This window comes from Bacillus sp. FSL K6-1106 (genome assembly GCF_038005245.1).
Lineage (GTDB): Bacteria > Bacillota > Bacilli > Bacillales > Bacillaceae > Bacillus > Bacillus altitudinis.
In genome coordinates, this window is the sequence record NZ_JBBOSV010000002.1 from 242,262 (window position 1) to 255,707 (window position 13,446).

Consider the following 13,446-nt stretch of genomic DNA (forward strand, 5'->3'; position numbering starts at 1 on the left):
GCCAAATTTATACAAAATCCGAACCGATTTGCTTTTTTATTGTGACTCAACCTCCAGCAATCCATGTATCCTCTCTGCTGCCACATACCTAAAAAACAGTTTTAAGCAAAAAAAGCTTGATTTCCCCTGCCAATGTACGGTGTGATAAAGGTATAGCTCCATCAAATAAATCAAGCTGGGGGACATCCTATGAAATCAAACAAACAAATCAACATATTTGAACAAAGATTCTCAGAAGAAGTGATAGACATCATGGCTGTTACAGGACCTTCTGGAGTCGGCGCAGGAAAAGCAGGAAAAGAGACTCTTTGGACTGCTTCAATCCCGCTCATTGCATGGAAGGAAAAAGACCGCATCATAAACGAAAAAGTGAGACTGTGCTGGTTAACAGATGAAAAGGGATTACGAGAAAAACAAGCGCAATTACATAAAGAATCTATCGTCACACTTCAAGTACGTAAAGGTGAAGGTGAATTTATGCTCGTTTCACTTGTTGATACAGATACTGAAGATAAGGAACTTCAAGAAATATTAGAAGAAGCTCAACAACCTATCTTTTACCACGATGACAAGCTGGGTACCTTTGAATTAGTGAAAGGACTAGACTTATTTGAAACAACCATCCAGTGGGGCAATGAGGAGTGCCTTCTTTACTTCAATCTTGAAGAAGAGGAAGAAATGAATGACTCTCTGAAAACGGCTAGACAACTCGTAGAAGAGCAGACAACATGGGATGCCTCCATGAAGTCATATGCAGCAAATCAGCTGATTGAACTAGCAAAAGATTGGCAGGAACAAGACGACTCCGCTGAACATTCAGAAGAGATCACACCGGATCAATTTATCAGCCGCATCTCTCTTGAAAGCCTCCATGCTTATCCAAATGGAGAATTCGAAGCCTACTATCATGACGGAGATTTATTTTGGGGACATGTCATCATTGTCTCTGGCAATATGAATGGAACGTTTCAAGATGCACACATTGCTGGCTAAAGAATGGGAGATGGATAAATGAAGATCAAAGCTTTTGACGAATTAAATCAACTAGGAAAAACACCTATTGTAGCCAAAATAGGCGGGTTTCGCCCTGATCCTTCTAAGTACAGCTGGTTTGCTGGTCATTTTTTCATCCAACGTGATAAAGGGTGGCCGGCAGATCAAGATGGAGCTATGATTCCCATTTTACAAATGTATTTACCCGAAGTACCAGGGGGAATGAACGGCTTTGATGAATGTAAGATGATTCAAATTTTCATCAACAAGAAAACCCTTCCGATCGATATCGCCAAAAACGGTGAGGGCTGGAAACTCATTGAATATTCATCAATGGAAGGATTAGAAATCGCTGAGACCCCTGAAGACGTGAAAGGAATTAAGCCTTTCCAGATAGAGTGGCTCGAAGGGGAACAACCGGATTATCCATGCTGGGAGGAAGCTTGGTCATACGTTGACTTATCAGAGGTTAATGAAAGTGAAGAAGCGACAGATCATTTCTTCGAGCATTACTCAAACTACTCGTTCACAAAAATCGGTGGATACGGAGCTTACATCCAATCTCCTCCCCACCAGATGTCAGGAGAATTCATGCTACAAATCGCCTCAGAAGAAAAACCTCGGTTCATGATTGGTGATAACGGCACGATGTATTTCTATTACGACAAAAACAATAAAGAATGGTTCATGCACTGGGATTGTTTTTAAAACCAATTGTATGGAACCACTCCCCTTTCTAAACGTAATAAACGATATGAAGGGGGCCAGAGGTATGGGATTCATTTTAGACATCTTCAATCTTGCTCTGTATATCCCTTTTTTACAGGTAGATGAAGATGATATATCACGAAATGCAGCACAGCTAAAAAAATACAGCTGGTTTCAAGCGTTATTAAGTGATCAAACGAGCAGAGAGCTGATCATTTATGATCAAGGAGTCCGCCGGGTAATTGGTCAATTTAAGACGAGTAAACTCCATAAGAAACCATACAACATCAGATGCGAACGAAAGGTACAACAAGCCATACACCGTGCCATGTCAAAACATGGAAAGAGCCGCACTTAGCTGTGGCTCTTTTCGTACAAATGTAATAAATCCTTTTGAAGAAAACAATTGACGCTCGGACAACTCTCCCCGTATATTATGTATAAATCCATCTTTTTTAGAAAAGGGGGCCTCACATGCGCTTGTTTAAGAACTGGAGAAAAAAGCAGCACAAACAGCCGATTACTTCAGATACGCAAGAAGACAGCATCCCAATTAACTTTTCCACTCTTCCCTTTGGCACAGACACCGTAGATGATTTTTTGTTCAACTTAGACCTAACCTCAAAACTGATAGATCCATACAAAGAAGCAGACACGAACAAATAGAACCTAAACTTTCGTGAACCCTCATCCAATATTGGATGATTTTTTTATACTTGGAGGAAGGTGTACCCCCTATGAAGACATATTATTTCGTCAGACACTGTCAAGCAGATGGACAATCCGAGGATGCGTCTTTAACGCCTCAAGGCATCACACAATCGCATGAACTCGCACAGTTTTTTTCCGGCATTCAGCTCAACCACATCATCTCAAGTCCTTATAAACGAGCGATTCAAACCGTTGAGCCCCTTGCTCATGCCAAACAGATCAAGGTACAAATGGATAAGCGTCTCTCTGAACGTAGGTTAAGCAGTCAACCAATGAAGGATTGGTATGAAAAACTAAAGCTCAGTTTTTCGGACTTGCATATGACCTGTGAAGGCGGAGAATCGAGCCAAGAAGCGATGAATCGTATTGTAGAGGCACTCTATGAACAAATAAAATTAGGAAGAGATCATACTTTATTCGCCACTCATGGCAATATTATGAGCCTGCTTCTAAAACACGCCGATCCTGCAATTGGATTCAAGGAGTGGGAACAACTAAGCAATCCAGATGTCTACATCCTGAAATATTTTAAACCAGACCATGTAGAAATAGAAAGAATATAGCATAAATAAAAAAGGCAGGGTTGATCCCTGCCTTTTTCTTATGAAAAACAACTATTGGTGATAGTAAAATGTCTGTACCCACTCATAGGGCTTCTTACGATCCGCACACCATTTCACAAAACCTCTTGTCTGCGTCTGCTGAAATTCCTTCCAGTCCGATAAAAGCTGGTTATAGTAGACTGCTAGTTTTTCAACATTGGTTTGAACCTTTTTATCTTCGATCAGTTTCATGACATCTTGAATCCCTTGAATTCGCTCATGATCTTTCTCATAGGTGCTTAAATAAAGATCTTCATGTATATGATGAAACGAATACCACAAAGCCGAGAAATAGGTTTCGCAAATTTGAACAATCACTCGCTGCTCTTTGCTGCCTCCCATCTCTAATGCCTTCAATAAATAGGGCAGCCCTTCCCCCTGATGCACAAACAAGCCTTGCCAGCGATACGGTCTCACATCCATTGGATCAATATTTTTCCACTCTCGAAGAACAGGGTGGATCACCCCATGTACCAATGGATACACAAGCAAATGATGACCATCCTCAAAACGTTCAATGTAATCAAAAAGCCAAGCAACAAATGAACGCCGTGCTGTAAATTCGTTCTTATTCATCTCTTCAACAAAAGACTGAAGAACCTTTAACGCATCTTTACGCAGACCCTGTTCTTTCCTTACACAGTACTGTCTAAAAAGCGGATAATCATGTGAGCGCTCATCTTCAATCATAGTCTGTAATATCGTCTTCGTTTGCAAGATAACAACTCCGCCTCTTTACATTCATTCTATTGAACTATTATAACCAATTGTAACATCCACATGAAACTAGTAAAAAGATGAGTTGTCCTTTTTCTTTTATAAAACCCTTGGCATCCTCAAATCCATTCTTTTCTGTGTTCATAAATGAATTGTATGTCTTTTTGATAATGTTCAAGGTGCCCCTCATGAATCATTTTTTGAAAGGCTCTATCCCCTTCATTCGCTTTTCGCTTCATGTATTGACATAAACCTTCTAAACGCAGCAACACCATGTCCACATAATCTTCTGGTATTTCCTCACCATAAGCTTCAAAAAATAGTTTGACTCTATACTTTATATGGGCTGCATGCTCTAATGAATGATAATTTACGACCTCCCCTGTTTCAGTACGAAAAAACCTACTGAGAGGGACACAAGTATAGAAAGTATATGCAATATCCCAAAGCTTTGGACCAGGGGCAGCTACATCAAAATCAATGACTCCCACTGGCTTTTTATCTTTGAAAATGATGTTGTACATCGCAAAATCATTATGGCACACAACCTCTATGTTGTTAGGCGTATTGTCCATTCGTTCCCAATCGTCTGAAATGGGAAAATCACTAACAGCATCATGATACAGTCTAAGCATTCTCGCTATTTCTTTCAAAGCATTGTGAGAGCACATGTATTCTTTTAAGGGATCATGACCGGCCACACCTTCAATGAAGGACAAGATCTCTCTACCTTTTTCATCAACCCCTAAAAACTTTGGAGCATAGGAGAAATTCTTTTTTTCTAAATGCTTTAATAATTTGTGTATGTTGCTATTACCTGGCTTTAATTCCCTTCTAACCGTATCCCCCGAACGATAGACGTTTGATAGATTCCCGCCTTTCAGCAATTCTTCATTGTTATTTTGATTTTCCATTTAAAATCCCCCCTAAAAATGTGGACACAATGATGTCTTGTGTCAGCTAGAGGTGGAAATATCCCCATGACGTTTACTATACTAAATTTTGCAGAAATAAATAAAGGTTATTGTAATGCGTTACCTGGAATAATATATGAAGTTAAATATTTTTTGTGATTATTTCCTTAATTTCTTCATAAACTTCAATATTCTCAAATTCTAAATCTTCTAGATTATGATCAATTTTTCTTTCAAGAATAATCCAGAAAGTGCTTCCTTTTTTCATTTTATTTTGTACAAAACCTCTTAAGTTATCTCCTATCGCTTCTTCAATTGAAAAATCTTTAAAGAATGACCTCAGCGTTCTATTAGTAATCAGTAATAGTTGCTTATTAAGATTCTGATTAATAAAGATATCTTTAAAAACTTCTACATTTATTTTATCGGCAGAATCGTATTCTTTCTCTGCATGTTTATTGACTATTTTTGTAATTAATAAAAAATATGTTGCAATAAAAAGGAATGCTGAATTAACTCTAAAGTCATTTGATCCACTCTTATATTTCAATTCTTCTTTAGCATACATTAGAATTAAATAAGGAAAGAGAAAGTGTTCTAAAGGTAAACCTTTAGTATCTTCATTCATTATATCTTTCCACCTACTACCTACTGGAGTCAATTCGTTAGCACGCCCATAAGCTACATTCGGCATTAGTTTTATAGCAGCTGTAAAAGATTGAATTACCTCTTTCGCAGGCAGAACGAATTTCTTTTTTCTATTAACACTTTCAAGTAGATAATTATAACTATCATTACCTCTATAGGATTCTTGTTCTTTCTGATCTAAAGTTATGAATGCCCCTCTTTGTATTTCATAGAAATAACCCAAATTTTTCATTCGATCTTTTAAGCCATTTTGAAATCGGTCTAAAGCATAAAAATCTAGTCCTCTAACAGCATTTTGGCTATTTGTGTACCTTGTAATATTGTCTCTTAACTCTTTCTTCTGAGACTCTTCAGCACTTCGTTTAGTTTTAATTACTTTCACAAGTAAGTGTCCATTGGATTCTAAAACAGAGAGTTCTTTATTAGTCTTGTGTTTATAGAAATCACCCAGAGTTTTGGCAGTTTGGCACCCATTAACTATCTGTGGTGCTTTCATTACTAAACTCCCCATAGTTTCATAGTACTCATCACAAACCACAGTAACCCCATTATTATAATACCAAAAGTTTTCTGGTTCATTTCTTATAGTATCTTTAATACCTTTGTTTATTTTAGTACTCTTTAAATAGTTTCTTATATTTGAATGGAAAAGATGCTTTTCACCTTCGTTAACAAATTGAGAAAAATCTTTAACTCTTACTTTTGCTACAATCGTTTCGAAAGTAGAGAAATTCTCTTCTATATTCATCCTGAATGTTTTTTCACGAAAGTCTTTTGGTAATAGTCCTTTTTTTATTTCTATACTTTCCTGAATATCATCTAAATCAGATGAGAAGAAATTTAAATTCTTAAACTCGATACTAAGATGTTTTAAATTTGATTTTATCTGCATTCTTTCCCAATCACTTATGTGGTTGTTTGTAATATAGTAACAATTTATAATCTCATCATTTTGATATGACTCTCTAACATTTTTACATGCTTCTTTTACAGCATCTCTTTCGGTAATTGGTTCTTCTGTACATACTCGCTGACAATCAGCTATAAACCTTTGTGTAGAGTCAATATTATGAGATGTCTTATACTTACATTGTAATAAGTGAACTTCACCGTTATATTCAAAAACTGCGTCTAAACCGTTATCAAATTTCCCGCCTATCTCTTTAGCTTGTGCTACTTCGTCTTCTCTTAACTCGAATATGTTATAAAGTATCCACTCACAAAAACTGTCCCCCACACTTATGGAATCATTACTTCCACATTCACTAAGATATTCCTCTATAGATTCCTCAATTTGTCTTTGTAAAATTTGGTCGTATTTGTTTTTTTTTGCTACAGCCACACTCATCTCTCCTTAGTTACGAAATGTATAGGATAATTTTAACACTAAATCTCTAAAAAAGGATACAGAAAATAAGTAATTTCACCCTTGTAGCAAATACAAAACTCGCCACTAGGAATCGAAACTCGATGATTAAAAGTCACCAAAACAGAAAAAACGTCTTTCTACAATATTGTAGAAAGACGTTTTTTTGTAGTTGAGGTTTTGTAAAGTTAATACCGGTGGCCGGGGTCGAACCGGCACTCCGTGAGGAACACGATTTTGAGTCGTGCGCGTCTGCCAATTCCGCCACACCGGCATGATCATTAAAGAGCGCAACTTATAATAAATAAAAAATGGTGCCGAGGGCCGGACTTGAACCGGCACGGTAGTCACCTACCGCAGGATTTTAAGTCCTGTGTGTCTGCCAATTCCACCACCCCGGCAGTCTTTTCAAAAAAGGCGACACCCGGATTTGAACCGGGGATAAAGGTTTTGCAGACCTCTGCCTTACCACTTGGCTATGCCGCCATAATTGGAGCGGAAGACGGGATTCGAACCCGCGACCCCCACCTTGGCAAGGTGGTGTTCTACCACTGAACTACTTCCGCATATCAACTGGGCTAGCTGGATTCGAACCAACGCATGACGGAGTCAAAGTCCGTTGCCTTACCGCTTGGCTATAGCCCAATAATAAAATGGGGCGATTGATGGGAATCGAACCCACGAGTGCCAGAGCCACAATCTGGTGCGTTAACCACTTCGCCACAACCGCCATAGATGTTATGAATCATATAATTGGCAGGGGCAGTAGGAATCGAACCCACACCGGAGGTTTTGGAGACCTCTGTTCTACCGTTAAACTATGCCCCTATGAAAATAAAAATGGTGGAGGGGGGCGGATTCGAACCGCCGAACCCGGAGGGAGCGGATTTACAGTCCGCCGCGTTTAGCCACTTCGCTACCCCTCCACATTTGAAAAACAGTGCCGGCAAGAGGACTTGAACCCCCAACCTACTGATTACAAGTCAGTTGCTCTACCAATTGAGCTACACCGGCAAATAGTGGTGGCTCGGGACGGAATCGAACCGCCGACACACGGATTTTCAGTCCGTTGCTCTACCAACTGAGCTACCGAGCCAAGTATTCTTTTTAAAAAATGGCGGTCCGGACGGGACTCGAACCCGCGACCTCCTGCGTGACAGGCAGGCATTCTAACCAACTGAACTACCGGACCAATAAAGATAAATTTGGTTGCGGGGGCAGGATTTGAACCTGCGACCTTCGGGTTATGAGCCCGACGAGCTACCGAACTGCTCCACCCCGCGACGATATAAAAGATATGGTGGAGGATGACGGGCTCGAACCGCCGACCCTCTGCTTGTAAGGCAGATGCTCTCCCAGCTGAGCTAATCCTCCGAATAAAATGCTGGTATGTATTTCTATAAAAATGGTGACCCGTACGGGATTCGAACCCGTGTTACCGCCGTGAAAGGGCGGTGTCTTAACCGCTTGACCAACGGGCCCTTTATTATGTAAATTGTGGCGGAGAGCAAGGGATTCGAACCCTTGAGACGGGGTTACCGCCTACACGATTTCCAATCGTGCTCCTTCGGCCACTCGGACAGCTCTCCAAATTGGCTCCGCAGGTAGGATTCGAACCTACGACCGATCGGTTAACAGCCGATAGCTCTACCACTGAGCTACTGCGGAATGAAGAAAGCCTGGCGATGTCCTACTCTCACAGGGAGAAACCCCCAACTACCATCGGCGCTGAAGAGCTTAACTTCCGTGTTCGGTATGGGAACGGGTGTGACCTCTTCGCCATCATCACCAGACAATTTAGTGACAAAAGATATTATACTATGTATTACAAATAAATCAAGAGATTTTTGAAAAATGTTCTCTCAAAACTAGATAACAATGTTCATGCTTCACATTAGAATATAGGTTAAGTCCTCGATCTATTAGTATCTGTCAGCTCCACGTGTCACCACGCTTCCACCTCAGACCTATCAACCTGATCATCTTTCAGGGATCTTACTTCCTTGCGGAATGGGAAATCTCATCTTGAGGGGGGCTTCATGCTTAGATGCTTTCAGCACTTATCCCGTCCGCACATAGCTACCCAGCGATGCCCTTGGCAGAACAACTGGTACACCAGCGGTGCGTCCATCCCGGTCCTCTCGTACTAAGGACAGCTCCTCTCAAATTTCCTGCGCCCGCGACGGATAGGGACCGAACTGTCTCACGACGTTCTGAACCCAGCTCGCGTACCGCTTTAATGGGCGAACAGCCCAACCCTTGGGACCGACTACAGCCCCAGGATGCGATGAGCCGACATCGAGGTGCCAAACCTCCCCGTCGATGTGGACTCTTGGGGGAGATAAGCCTGTTATCCCCGGGGTAGCTTTTATCCGTTGAGCGATGGCCCTTCCATGCGGAACCACCGGATCACTAAGCCCGACTTTCGTCCCTGCTCGACTTGTAGGTCTCGCAGTCAAGCTCCCTTGTGCCTTTACACTCTGCGAATGATTTCCAACCATTCTGAGGGAACCTTTGGGCGCCTCCGTTACATTTTAGGAGGCGACCGCCCCAGTCAAACTGCCCACCTGACACTGTCTCCCTGCCCGATAAGGGCAGCGGGTTAGAAGGTCAATACAGCCAGGGTAGTATCCCACCGATGCCTCCACCGAAGCTAGCGCTCCGGTTTCCAAGGCTCCTACCTATCCTGTACAAGCTGTACCAACATTCAATATCAGGCTGCAGTAAAGCTCCACGGGGTCTTTCCGTCCTGTCGCGGGTAACCTGCATCTTCACAGGTACTATAATTTCACCGAGTCTCTCGTTGAGACAGTGCCCAGATCGTTGCGCCTTTCGTGCGGGTCGGAACTTACCCGACAAGGAATTTCGCTACCTTAGGACCGTTATAGTTACGGCCGCCGTTTACTGGGGCTTCAATTCGCACCTTCGCTTACGCTAAGCGCTCCTCTTAACCTTCCAGCACCGGGCAGGCGTCAGCCCCTATACTTCGCCTTACGGCTTCGCAGAGACCTGTGTTTTTGCTAAACAGTCGCCTGGGCCTATTCACTGCGGCTTCTCGGGGCTTTAACACCCTAAGAAGCACCCCTTCTCCCGAAGTTACGGGGTCATTTTGCCGAGTTCCTTAACGAGAGTTCTCTCGATCACCTTAGGATTCTCTCCTCGCCTACCTGTGTCGGTTTGCGGTACGGGCACCTCTCACCTCGCTAGAGGCTTTTCTTGGCAGTGTGGAATCAGGAACTTCGCTACTAAATTTCGCTCGCCATCACAGCTCAGCCTTCACGGGAAACGGATTTGCCTATTTCCCAGCCTAACTGCTTGGACGCGGATATCCAATACCGCGCTTACCCTATCCTCCTGCGTCCCCCCATTGCTCAAATGGTGAGGAGGTGGTACAGGAATATCAACCTGTTGTCCATCGCCTACGCCTTTCGGCCTCGGCTTAGGTCCCGACTAACCCTGAGCGGACGAGCCTTCCTCAGGAAACCTTAGGCATTCGGTGGACGGGATTCTCACCCGTCTTTCGCTACTCATACCGGCATTCTCACTTCTAAGCGCTCCACCAGTCCTTCCGGTCTGACTTCACTGCACTTAGAACGCTCTCCTACCACTGTTCGTAAGAACAGTCCGCAGCTTCGGTGATACGTTTAGCCCCGGTACATTTTCGGCGCAGAGTCACTCGACCAGTGAGCTATTACGCACTCTTTAAATGGTGGCTGCTTCTAAGCCAACATCCTGGTTGTCTAAGCAACTCCACATCCTTTTCCACTTAACGTATACTTTGGGACCTTAGCTGGCGGTCTGGGCTGTTTCCCTTTCGACTACGGATCTTATCACTCGCAGTCTGACTCCCAAGGATAAGTCATCGGCATTCGGAGTTTGACTGAATTCGGTAACCCGGTAGGGGCCCCTAGTCCAATCAGTGCTCTACCTCCGAGACTCTTACCTTGAGGCTAGCCCTAAAGCTATTTCGGAGAGAACCAGCTATCTCCAGGTTCGATTGGCATTTCACCCCTACCCACACCTCATCCCCGCACTTTTCAACGTGCGTGGGTTCGGGCCTCCATTCAGTGTTACCTGAACTTCACCCTGGACATGGGTAGATCACCTGGTTTCGGGTCTACGACCACGTACTCATGCGCCCTATTCAGACTCGCTTTCGCTGCGGCTCCGCATCTTCTGCTTAACCTTGCACGGGATCGTAACTCGCCGGTTCATTCTACAAAAGGCACGCCATCACCCGTTAACGGGCTCTGACTACTTGTAGGCACACGGTTTCAGGATCTATTTCACTCCCCTTCCGGGGTGCTTTTCACCTTTCCCTCACGGTACTGGTTCACTATCGGTCACTAGGGAGTATTTAGCCTTGGGAGATGGTCCTCCCGGATTCCGACGGAATTTCACGTGTTCCGCCGTACTCAGGATCCACTCTGGAGAGAACAACATTTCAGTTACAGGGCTGTTACCTTCTTTGGCGGGCCTTTCCAGACCTCTTCGCTTATATCGTTCCTTTGTAACTCCGTATAGAGTGTCCTACAACCCCAAGAGGCAAGCCTCTTGGTTTGGGCTGTTCCCGTTTCGCTCGCCGCTACTCAGGGAATCGCATTTGCTTTCTCTTCCTCCGGGTACTTAGATGTTTCAGTTCCCCGGGTATGCCTTCTCATACTCTATGTATTCAAGTATGGATACTACTCCATTACGAGCAGTGGGTTTCCCCATTCGGAAATCTCCGGATCAAAGCTTGCTTACAGCTCCCCGAAGCATATCGGTGTTCGTCCCGTCCTTCATCGGCTCCTAGTGCCAAGGCATCCACCGTGCGCCCTTTCTAACTTAACCATTTCTTACTTTAGAAAGAATCACTATGTGTGATGAACTTTGCATTGCATTCAATGTGAATGTATTACTTATTGTTATCTAGTTTTCAAAGAACAATCCTGTCTCGCTAGAGACATGTTTGAAGGAATGATCCTTCAAAACTAAACAAGACGAAAAACGTACGCTGCTCCATATATCCTTAGAAAGGAGGTGATCCAGCCGCACCTTCCGATACGGCTACCTTGTTACGACTTCACCCCAATCATCTGCCCCACCTTCGGCGGCTGGCTCCATAAAGGTTACCTCACCGACTTCGGGTGTTGCAAACTCTCGTGGTGTGACGGGCGGTGTGTACAAGGCCCGGGAACGTATTCACCGCGGCATGCTGATCCGCGATTACTAGCGATTCCAGCTTCACGCAGTCGAGTTGCAGACTGCGATCCGAACTGAGAACAGATTTGTGGGATTGGCTAAACCTTGCGGTCTCGCAGCCCTTTGTTCTGTCCATTGTAGCACGTGTGTAGCCCAGGTCATAAGGGGCATGATGATTTGACGTCATCCCCACCTTCCTCCGGTTTGTCACCGGCAGTCACCTTAGAGTGCCCAACTGAATGCTGGCAACTAAGATCAAGGGTTGCGCTCGTTGCGGGACTTAACCCAACATCTCACGACACGAGCTGACGACAACCATGCACCACCTGTCACTCTGTCCCCGAAGGGAAAGCCCTATCTCTAGGGTTGTCAGAGGATGTCAAGACCTGGTAAGGTTCTTCGCGTTGCTTCGAATTAAACCACATGCTCCACCGCTTGTGCGGGCCCCCGTCAATTCCTTTGAGTTTCAGTCTTGCGACCGTACTCCCCAGGCGGAGTGCTTAATGCGTTAGCTGCAGCACTAAGGGGCGGAAACCCCCTAACACTTAGCACTCATCGTTTACGGCGTGGACTACCAGGGTATCTAATCCTGTTCGCTCCCCACGCTTTCGCTCCTCAGCGTCAGTTACAGACCAGAGAGTCGCCTTCGCCACTGGTGTTCCTCCACATCTCTACGCATTTCACCGCTACACGTGGAATTCCACTCTCCTCTTCTGCACTCAAGTTTCCCAGTTTCCAATGACCCTCCCCGGTTGAGCCGGGGGCTTTCACATCAGACTTAAGAAACCGCCTGCGAGCCCTTTACGCCCAATAATTCCGGACAACGCTTGCCACCTACGTATTACCGCGGCTGCTGGCACGTAGTTAGCCGTGGCTTTCTGGTTAGGTACCGTCAAGGTGCAAGCAGTTACTCTTGCACTTGTTCTTCCCTAACAACAGAGCTTTACGATCCGAAAACCTTCATCACTCACGCGGCGTTGCTCCGTCAGACTTTCGTCCATTGCGGAAGATTCCCTACTGCTGCCTCCCGTAGGAGTCTGGGCCGTGTCTCAGTCCCAGTGTGGCCGATCACCCTCTCAGGTCGGCTACGCATCGTCGCCTTGGTGAGCCGTTACCTCACCAACTAGCTAATGCGCCGCGGGTCCATCTGTAAGTGACAGCCGAAACCGTCTTTCATCCTTGAACCATGCGGTTCAAGGAACTATCCGGTATTAGCTCCGGTTTCCCGGAGTTATCCCAGTCTTACAGGCAGGTTACCCACGTGTTACTCACCCGTCCGCCGCTAACATCCGGGAGCAAGCTCCCTTCTGTCCGCTCGACTTGCATGTATTAGGCACGCCGCCAGCGTTCGTCCTGAGCCAGGATCAAACTCTCCGAGGTATGCAGGATGCATATCACACATGCGTTGCTACACGATGTAGCGAACTTAGCATGTGATCATTTCCTGCCTCGTCAGCGTTTGACTGACTACCTATGATGTATCATAGGATTTTTTTATAAAAACTCGAATTAACAGGTACGTTTTGTCTTGTTTAGTTTTCAAAGATCATCTTCGTTATCGCTCAGAAGCGACTTTCTTAATATAACATTTGAGCGCCGTGTG

Annotated in this window: 8 protein-coding genes, 16 tRNA genes and 3 rRNA genes; 5 read left to right on the plus strand and 22 right to left on the minus strand. The window is 44.4% G+C overall.

The window, feature by feature from the left end; all coding sequences use genetic code 11:
* Nucleotides 1–189 precede the first annotated feature (189 nt).
* The 5 genes from MHI20_RS15800 to MHI20_RS15820 all read left to right on the plus strand — a co-directional run bounded on the left by MHI20_RS15800 (nucleotide 190) and on the right by MHI20_RS15820 (nucleotide 2,975).
* Nucleotides 190–993: a DUF2262 domain-containing protein gene (locus MHI20_RS15800; protein WP_144678983.1), complete on the plus strand. Its 804-nt coding sequence runs from the start codon at nucleotides 190–192 to the stop codon at nucleotides 991–993.
* Between the two features lie 18 nt (nucleotides 994–1,011).
* Complete coding sequence (locus MHI20_RS15805; RefSeq protein ID WP_340939711.1) at nucleotides 1,012–1,701, plus strand: DUF1963 domain-containing protein; 690 nt, start codon at nucleotides 1,012–1,014, stop codon at nucleotides 1,699–1,701.
* A 64-nt stretch (nucleotides 1,702–1,765) separates the two neighbouring features.
* A complete protein-coding gene (locus MHI20_RS15810) occupies nucleotides 1,766–2,059 on the plus strand; it encodes a hypothetical protein (protein ID WP_008349126.1) in 294 nt (97 codons plus the stop codon).
* Nucleotides 2,060–2,175: 116 nt separating this feature from the next.
* Nucleotides 2,176–2,367, plus strand: coding sequence for a hypothetical protein (locus MHI20_RS15815; RefSeq protein ID WP_008349128.1), 192 nt, complete (start codon nucleotides 2,176–2,178; stop codon nucleotides 2,365–2,367).
* Between the two features lie 71 nt (nucleotides 2,368–2,438).
* On the plus strand, nucleotides 2,439–2,975 hold the full coding sequence (locus tag MHI20_RS15820) for a histidine phosphatase family protein (RefSeq protein WP_340939714.1): 537 nt from the start codon (nucleotides 2,439–2,441) through the stop codon (nucleotides 2,973–2,975).
* A gap of 51 nt (nucleotides 2,976–3,026) precedes the next feature.
* Here the strand turns inward: MHI20_RS15820 and MHI20_RS15825 are convergent, their stop codons facing one another.
* The 22 genes from MHI20_RS15825 to MHI20_RS15930 form a co-directional block, all read right to left on the minus strand.
* Nucleotides 3,027–3,731: a hypothetical protein gene (locus tag MHI20_RS15825; RefSeq protein ID WP_340939717.1), complete on the minus strand. Its 705-nt coding sequence runs from the start codon at nucleotides 3,729–3,731 to the stop codon at nucleotides 3,027–3,029.
* Nucleotides 3,732–3,850: 119 nt separating this feature from the next.
* Nucleotides 3,851–4,645 (minus strand): phosphotransferase, encoded by a 795-nt coding sequence (locus tag MHI20_RS15830; RefSeq protein ID WP_340939718.1) that lies wholly within the window; start codon nucleotides 4,643–4,645, stop codon nucleotides 3,851–3,853.
* A gap of 142 nt (nucleotides 4,646–4,787) precedes the next feature.
* The gene (locus MHI20_RS15835; protein WP_340939721.1) at nucleotides 4,788–6,635 is read right to left on the minus strand and encodes an AIPR family protein; all 1,848 of its coding nucleotides are present in this window, start codon (nucleotides 6,633–6,635) and stop codon (nucleotides 4,788–4,790) included.
* Nucleotides 6,636–6,851: 216 nt separating this feature from the next.
* Nucleotides 6,852–6,933, minus strand: a tRNA-Leu gene (locus tag MHI20_RS15840).
* Between the two features lie 38 nt (nucleotides 6,934–6,971).
* A tRNA-Leu gene (locus tag MHI20_RS15845) sits at nucleotides 6,972–7,060 on the minus strand.
* A gap of 14 nt (nucleotides 7,061–7,074) precedes the next feature.
* Nucleotides 7,075–7,145: transfer RNA gene (locus MHI20_RS15850), tRNA-Cys, on the minus strand.
* A gap of 5 nt (nucleotides 7,146–7,150) precedes the next feature.
* Nucleotides 7,151–7,225 (minus strand) — tRNA-Gly (locus MHI20_RS15855).
* Nucleotides 7,226–7,232: 7 nt separating this feature from the next.
* Nucleotides 7,233–7,304, minus strand: a tRNA-Gln gene (locus MHI20_RS15860).
* A gap of 9 nt (nucleotides 7,305–7,313) precedes the next feature.
* Nucleotides 7,314–7,389: transfer RNA gene (locus MHI20_RS15865), tRNA-His, on the minus strand.
* 24 nt (nucleotides 7,390–7,413) lie between these two features.
* Nucleotides 7,414–7,487: transfer RNA gene (locus MHI20_RS15870), tRNA-Trp, on the minus strand.
* A gap of 13 nt (nucleotides 7,488–7,500) precedes the next feature.
* Nucleotides 7,501–7,585 (minus strand) — tRNA-Tyr (locus MHI20_RS15875).
* Nucleotides 7,586–7,600: 15 nt separating this feature from the next.
* Nucleotides 7,601–7,673: transfer RNA gene (locus MHI20_RS15880), tRNA-Thr, on the minus strand.
* A gap of 6 nt (nucleotides 7,674–7,679) precedes the next feature.
* Nucleotides 7,680–7,755: transfer RNA gene (locus MHI20_RS15885), tRNA-Phe, on the minus strand.
* Nucleotides 7,756–7,774: 19 nt separating this feature from the next.
* Nucleotides 7,775–7,851, minus strand: a tRNA-Asp gene (locus MHI20_RS15890).
* Between the two features lie 14 nt (nucleotides 7,852–7,865).
* Nucleotides 7,866–7,942, minus strand: a tRNA-Met gene (locus MHI20_RS15895).
* Nucleotides 7,943–7,957: 15 nt separating this feature from the next.
* Nucleotides 7,958–8,033 (minus strand) — tRNA-Val (locus tag MHI20_RS15900).
* Between the two features lie 32 nt (nucleotides 8,034–8,065).
* Nucleotides 8,066–8,140: transfer RNA gene (locus MHI20_RS15905), tRNA-Glu, on the minus strand.
* Between the two features lie 17 nt (nucleotides 8,141–8,157).
* Nucleotides 8,158–8,248, minus strand: a tRNA-Ser gene (locus MHI20_RS15910).
* Between the two features lie 4 nt (nucleotides 8,249–8,252).
* Nucleotides 8,253–8,327, minus strand: a tRNA-Asn gene (locus tag MHI20_RS15915).
* A gap of 9 nt (nucleotides 8,328–8,336) precedes the next feature.
* Nucleotides 8,337–8,452: ribosomal RNA gene (gene rrf / locus MHI20_RS15920) — 5S ribosomal RNA — on the minus strand.
* A 109-nt stretch (nucleotides 8,453–8,561) separates the two neighbouring features.
* Nucleotides 8,562–11,492, minus strand: a 23S ribosomal RNA gene (locus MHI20_RS15925).
* A 182-nt stretch (nucleotides 11,493–11,674) separates the two neighbouring features.
* Nucleotides 11,675–13,223: ribosomal RNA gene (locus MHI20_RS15930) — 16S ribosomal RNA — on the minus strand.
* Together the 16S, 23S and 5S rRNA genes with 16 tRNA genes alongside form the textbook arrangement of a ribosomal RNA operon.
* Nucleotides 13,224–13,446: the final 223 nt, after the last annotated feature.

Coding starts and splice junctions, on each gene's coding strand:
- MHI20_RS15830 (WP_340939718.1), bottom strand. CDS start 4,645: ATGGAAAATCAAAATAACAATGAAGAATTGCTGAAAGGCGGGAATCTA.
- MHI20_RS15820 (WP_340939714.1), top strand. CDS start 2,439: ATGAAGACATATTATTTCGTCAGACACTGTCAAGCAGATGGACAATCC.
- MHI20_RS15800 (WP_144678983.1), top strand. CDS start 190: ATGAAATCAAACAAACAAATCAACATATTTGAACAAAGATTCTCAGAA.
- MHI20_RS15815 (WP_008349128.1), top strand. CDS start 2,176: ATGCGCTTGTTTAAGAACTGGAGAAAAAAGCAGCACAAACAGCCGATT.
- MHI20_RS15805 (WP_340939711.1), top strand. CDS start 1,012: ATGAAGATCAAAGCTTTTGACGAATTAAATCAACTAGGAAAAACACCT.
- MHI20_RS15810 (WP_008349126.1), top strand. CDS start 1,766: ATGGGATTCATTTTAGACATCTTCAATCTTGCTCTGTATATCCCTTTT.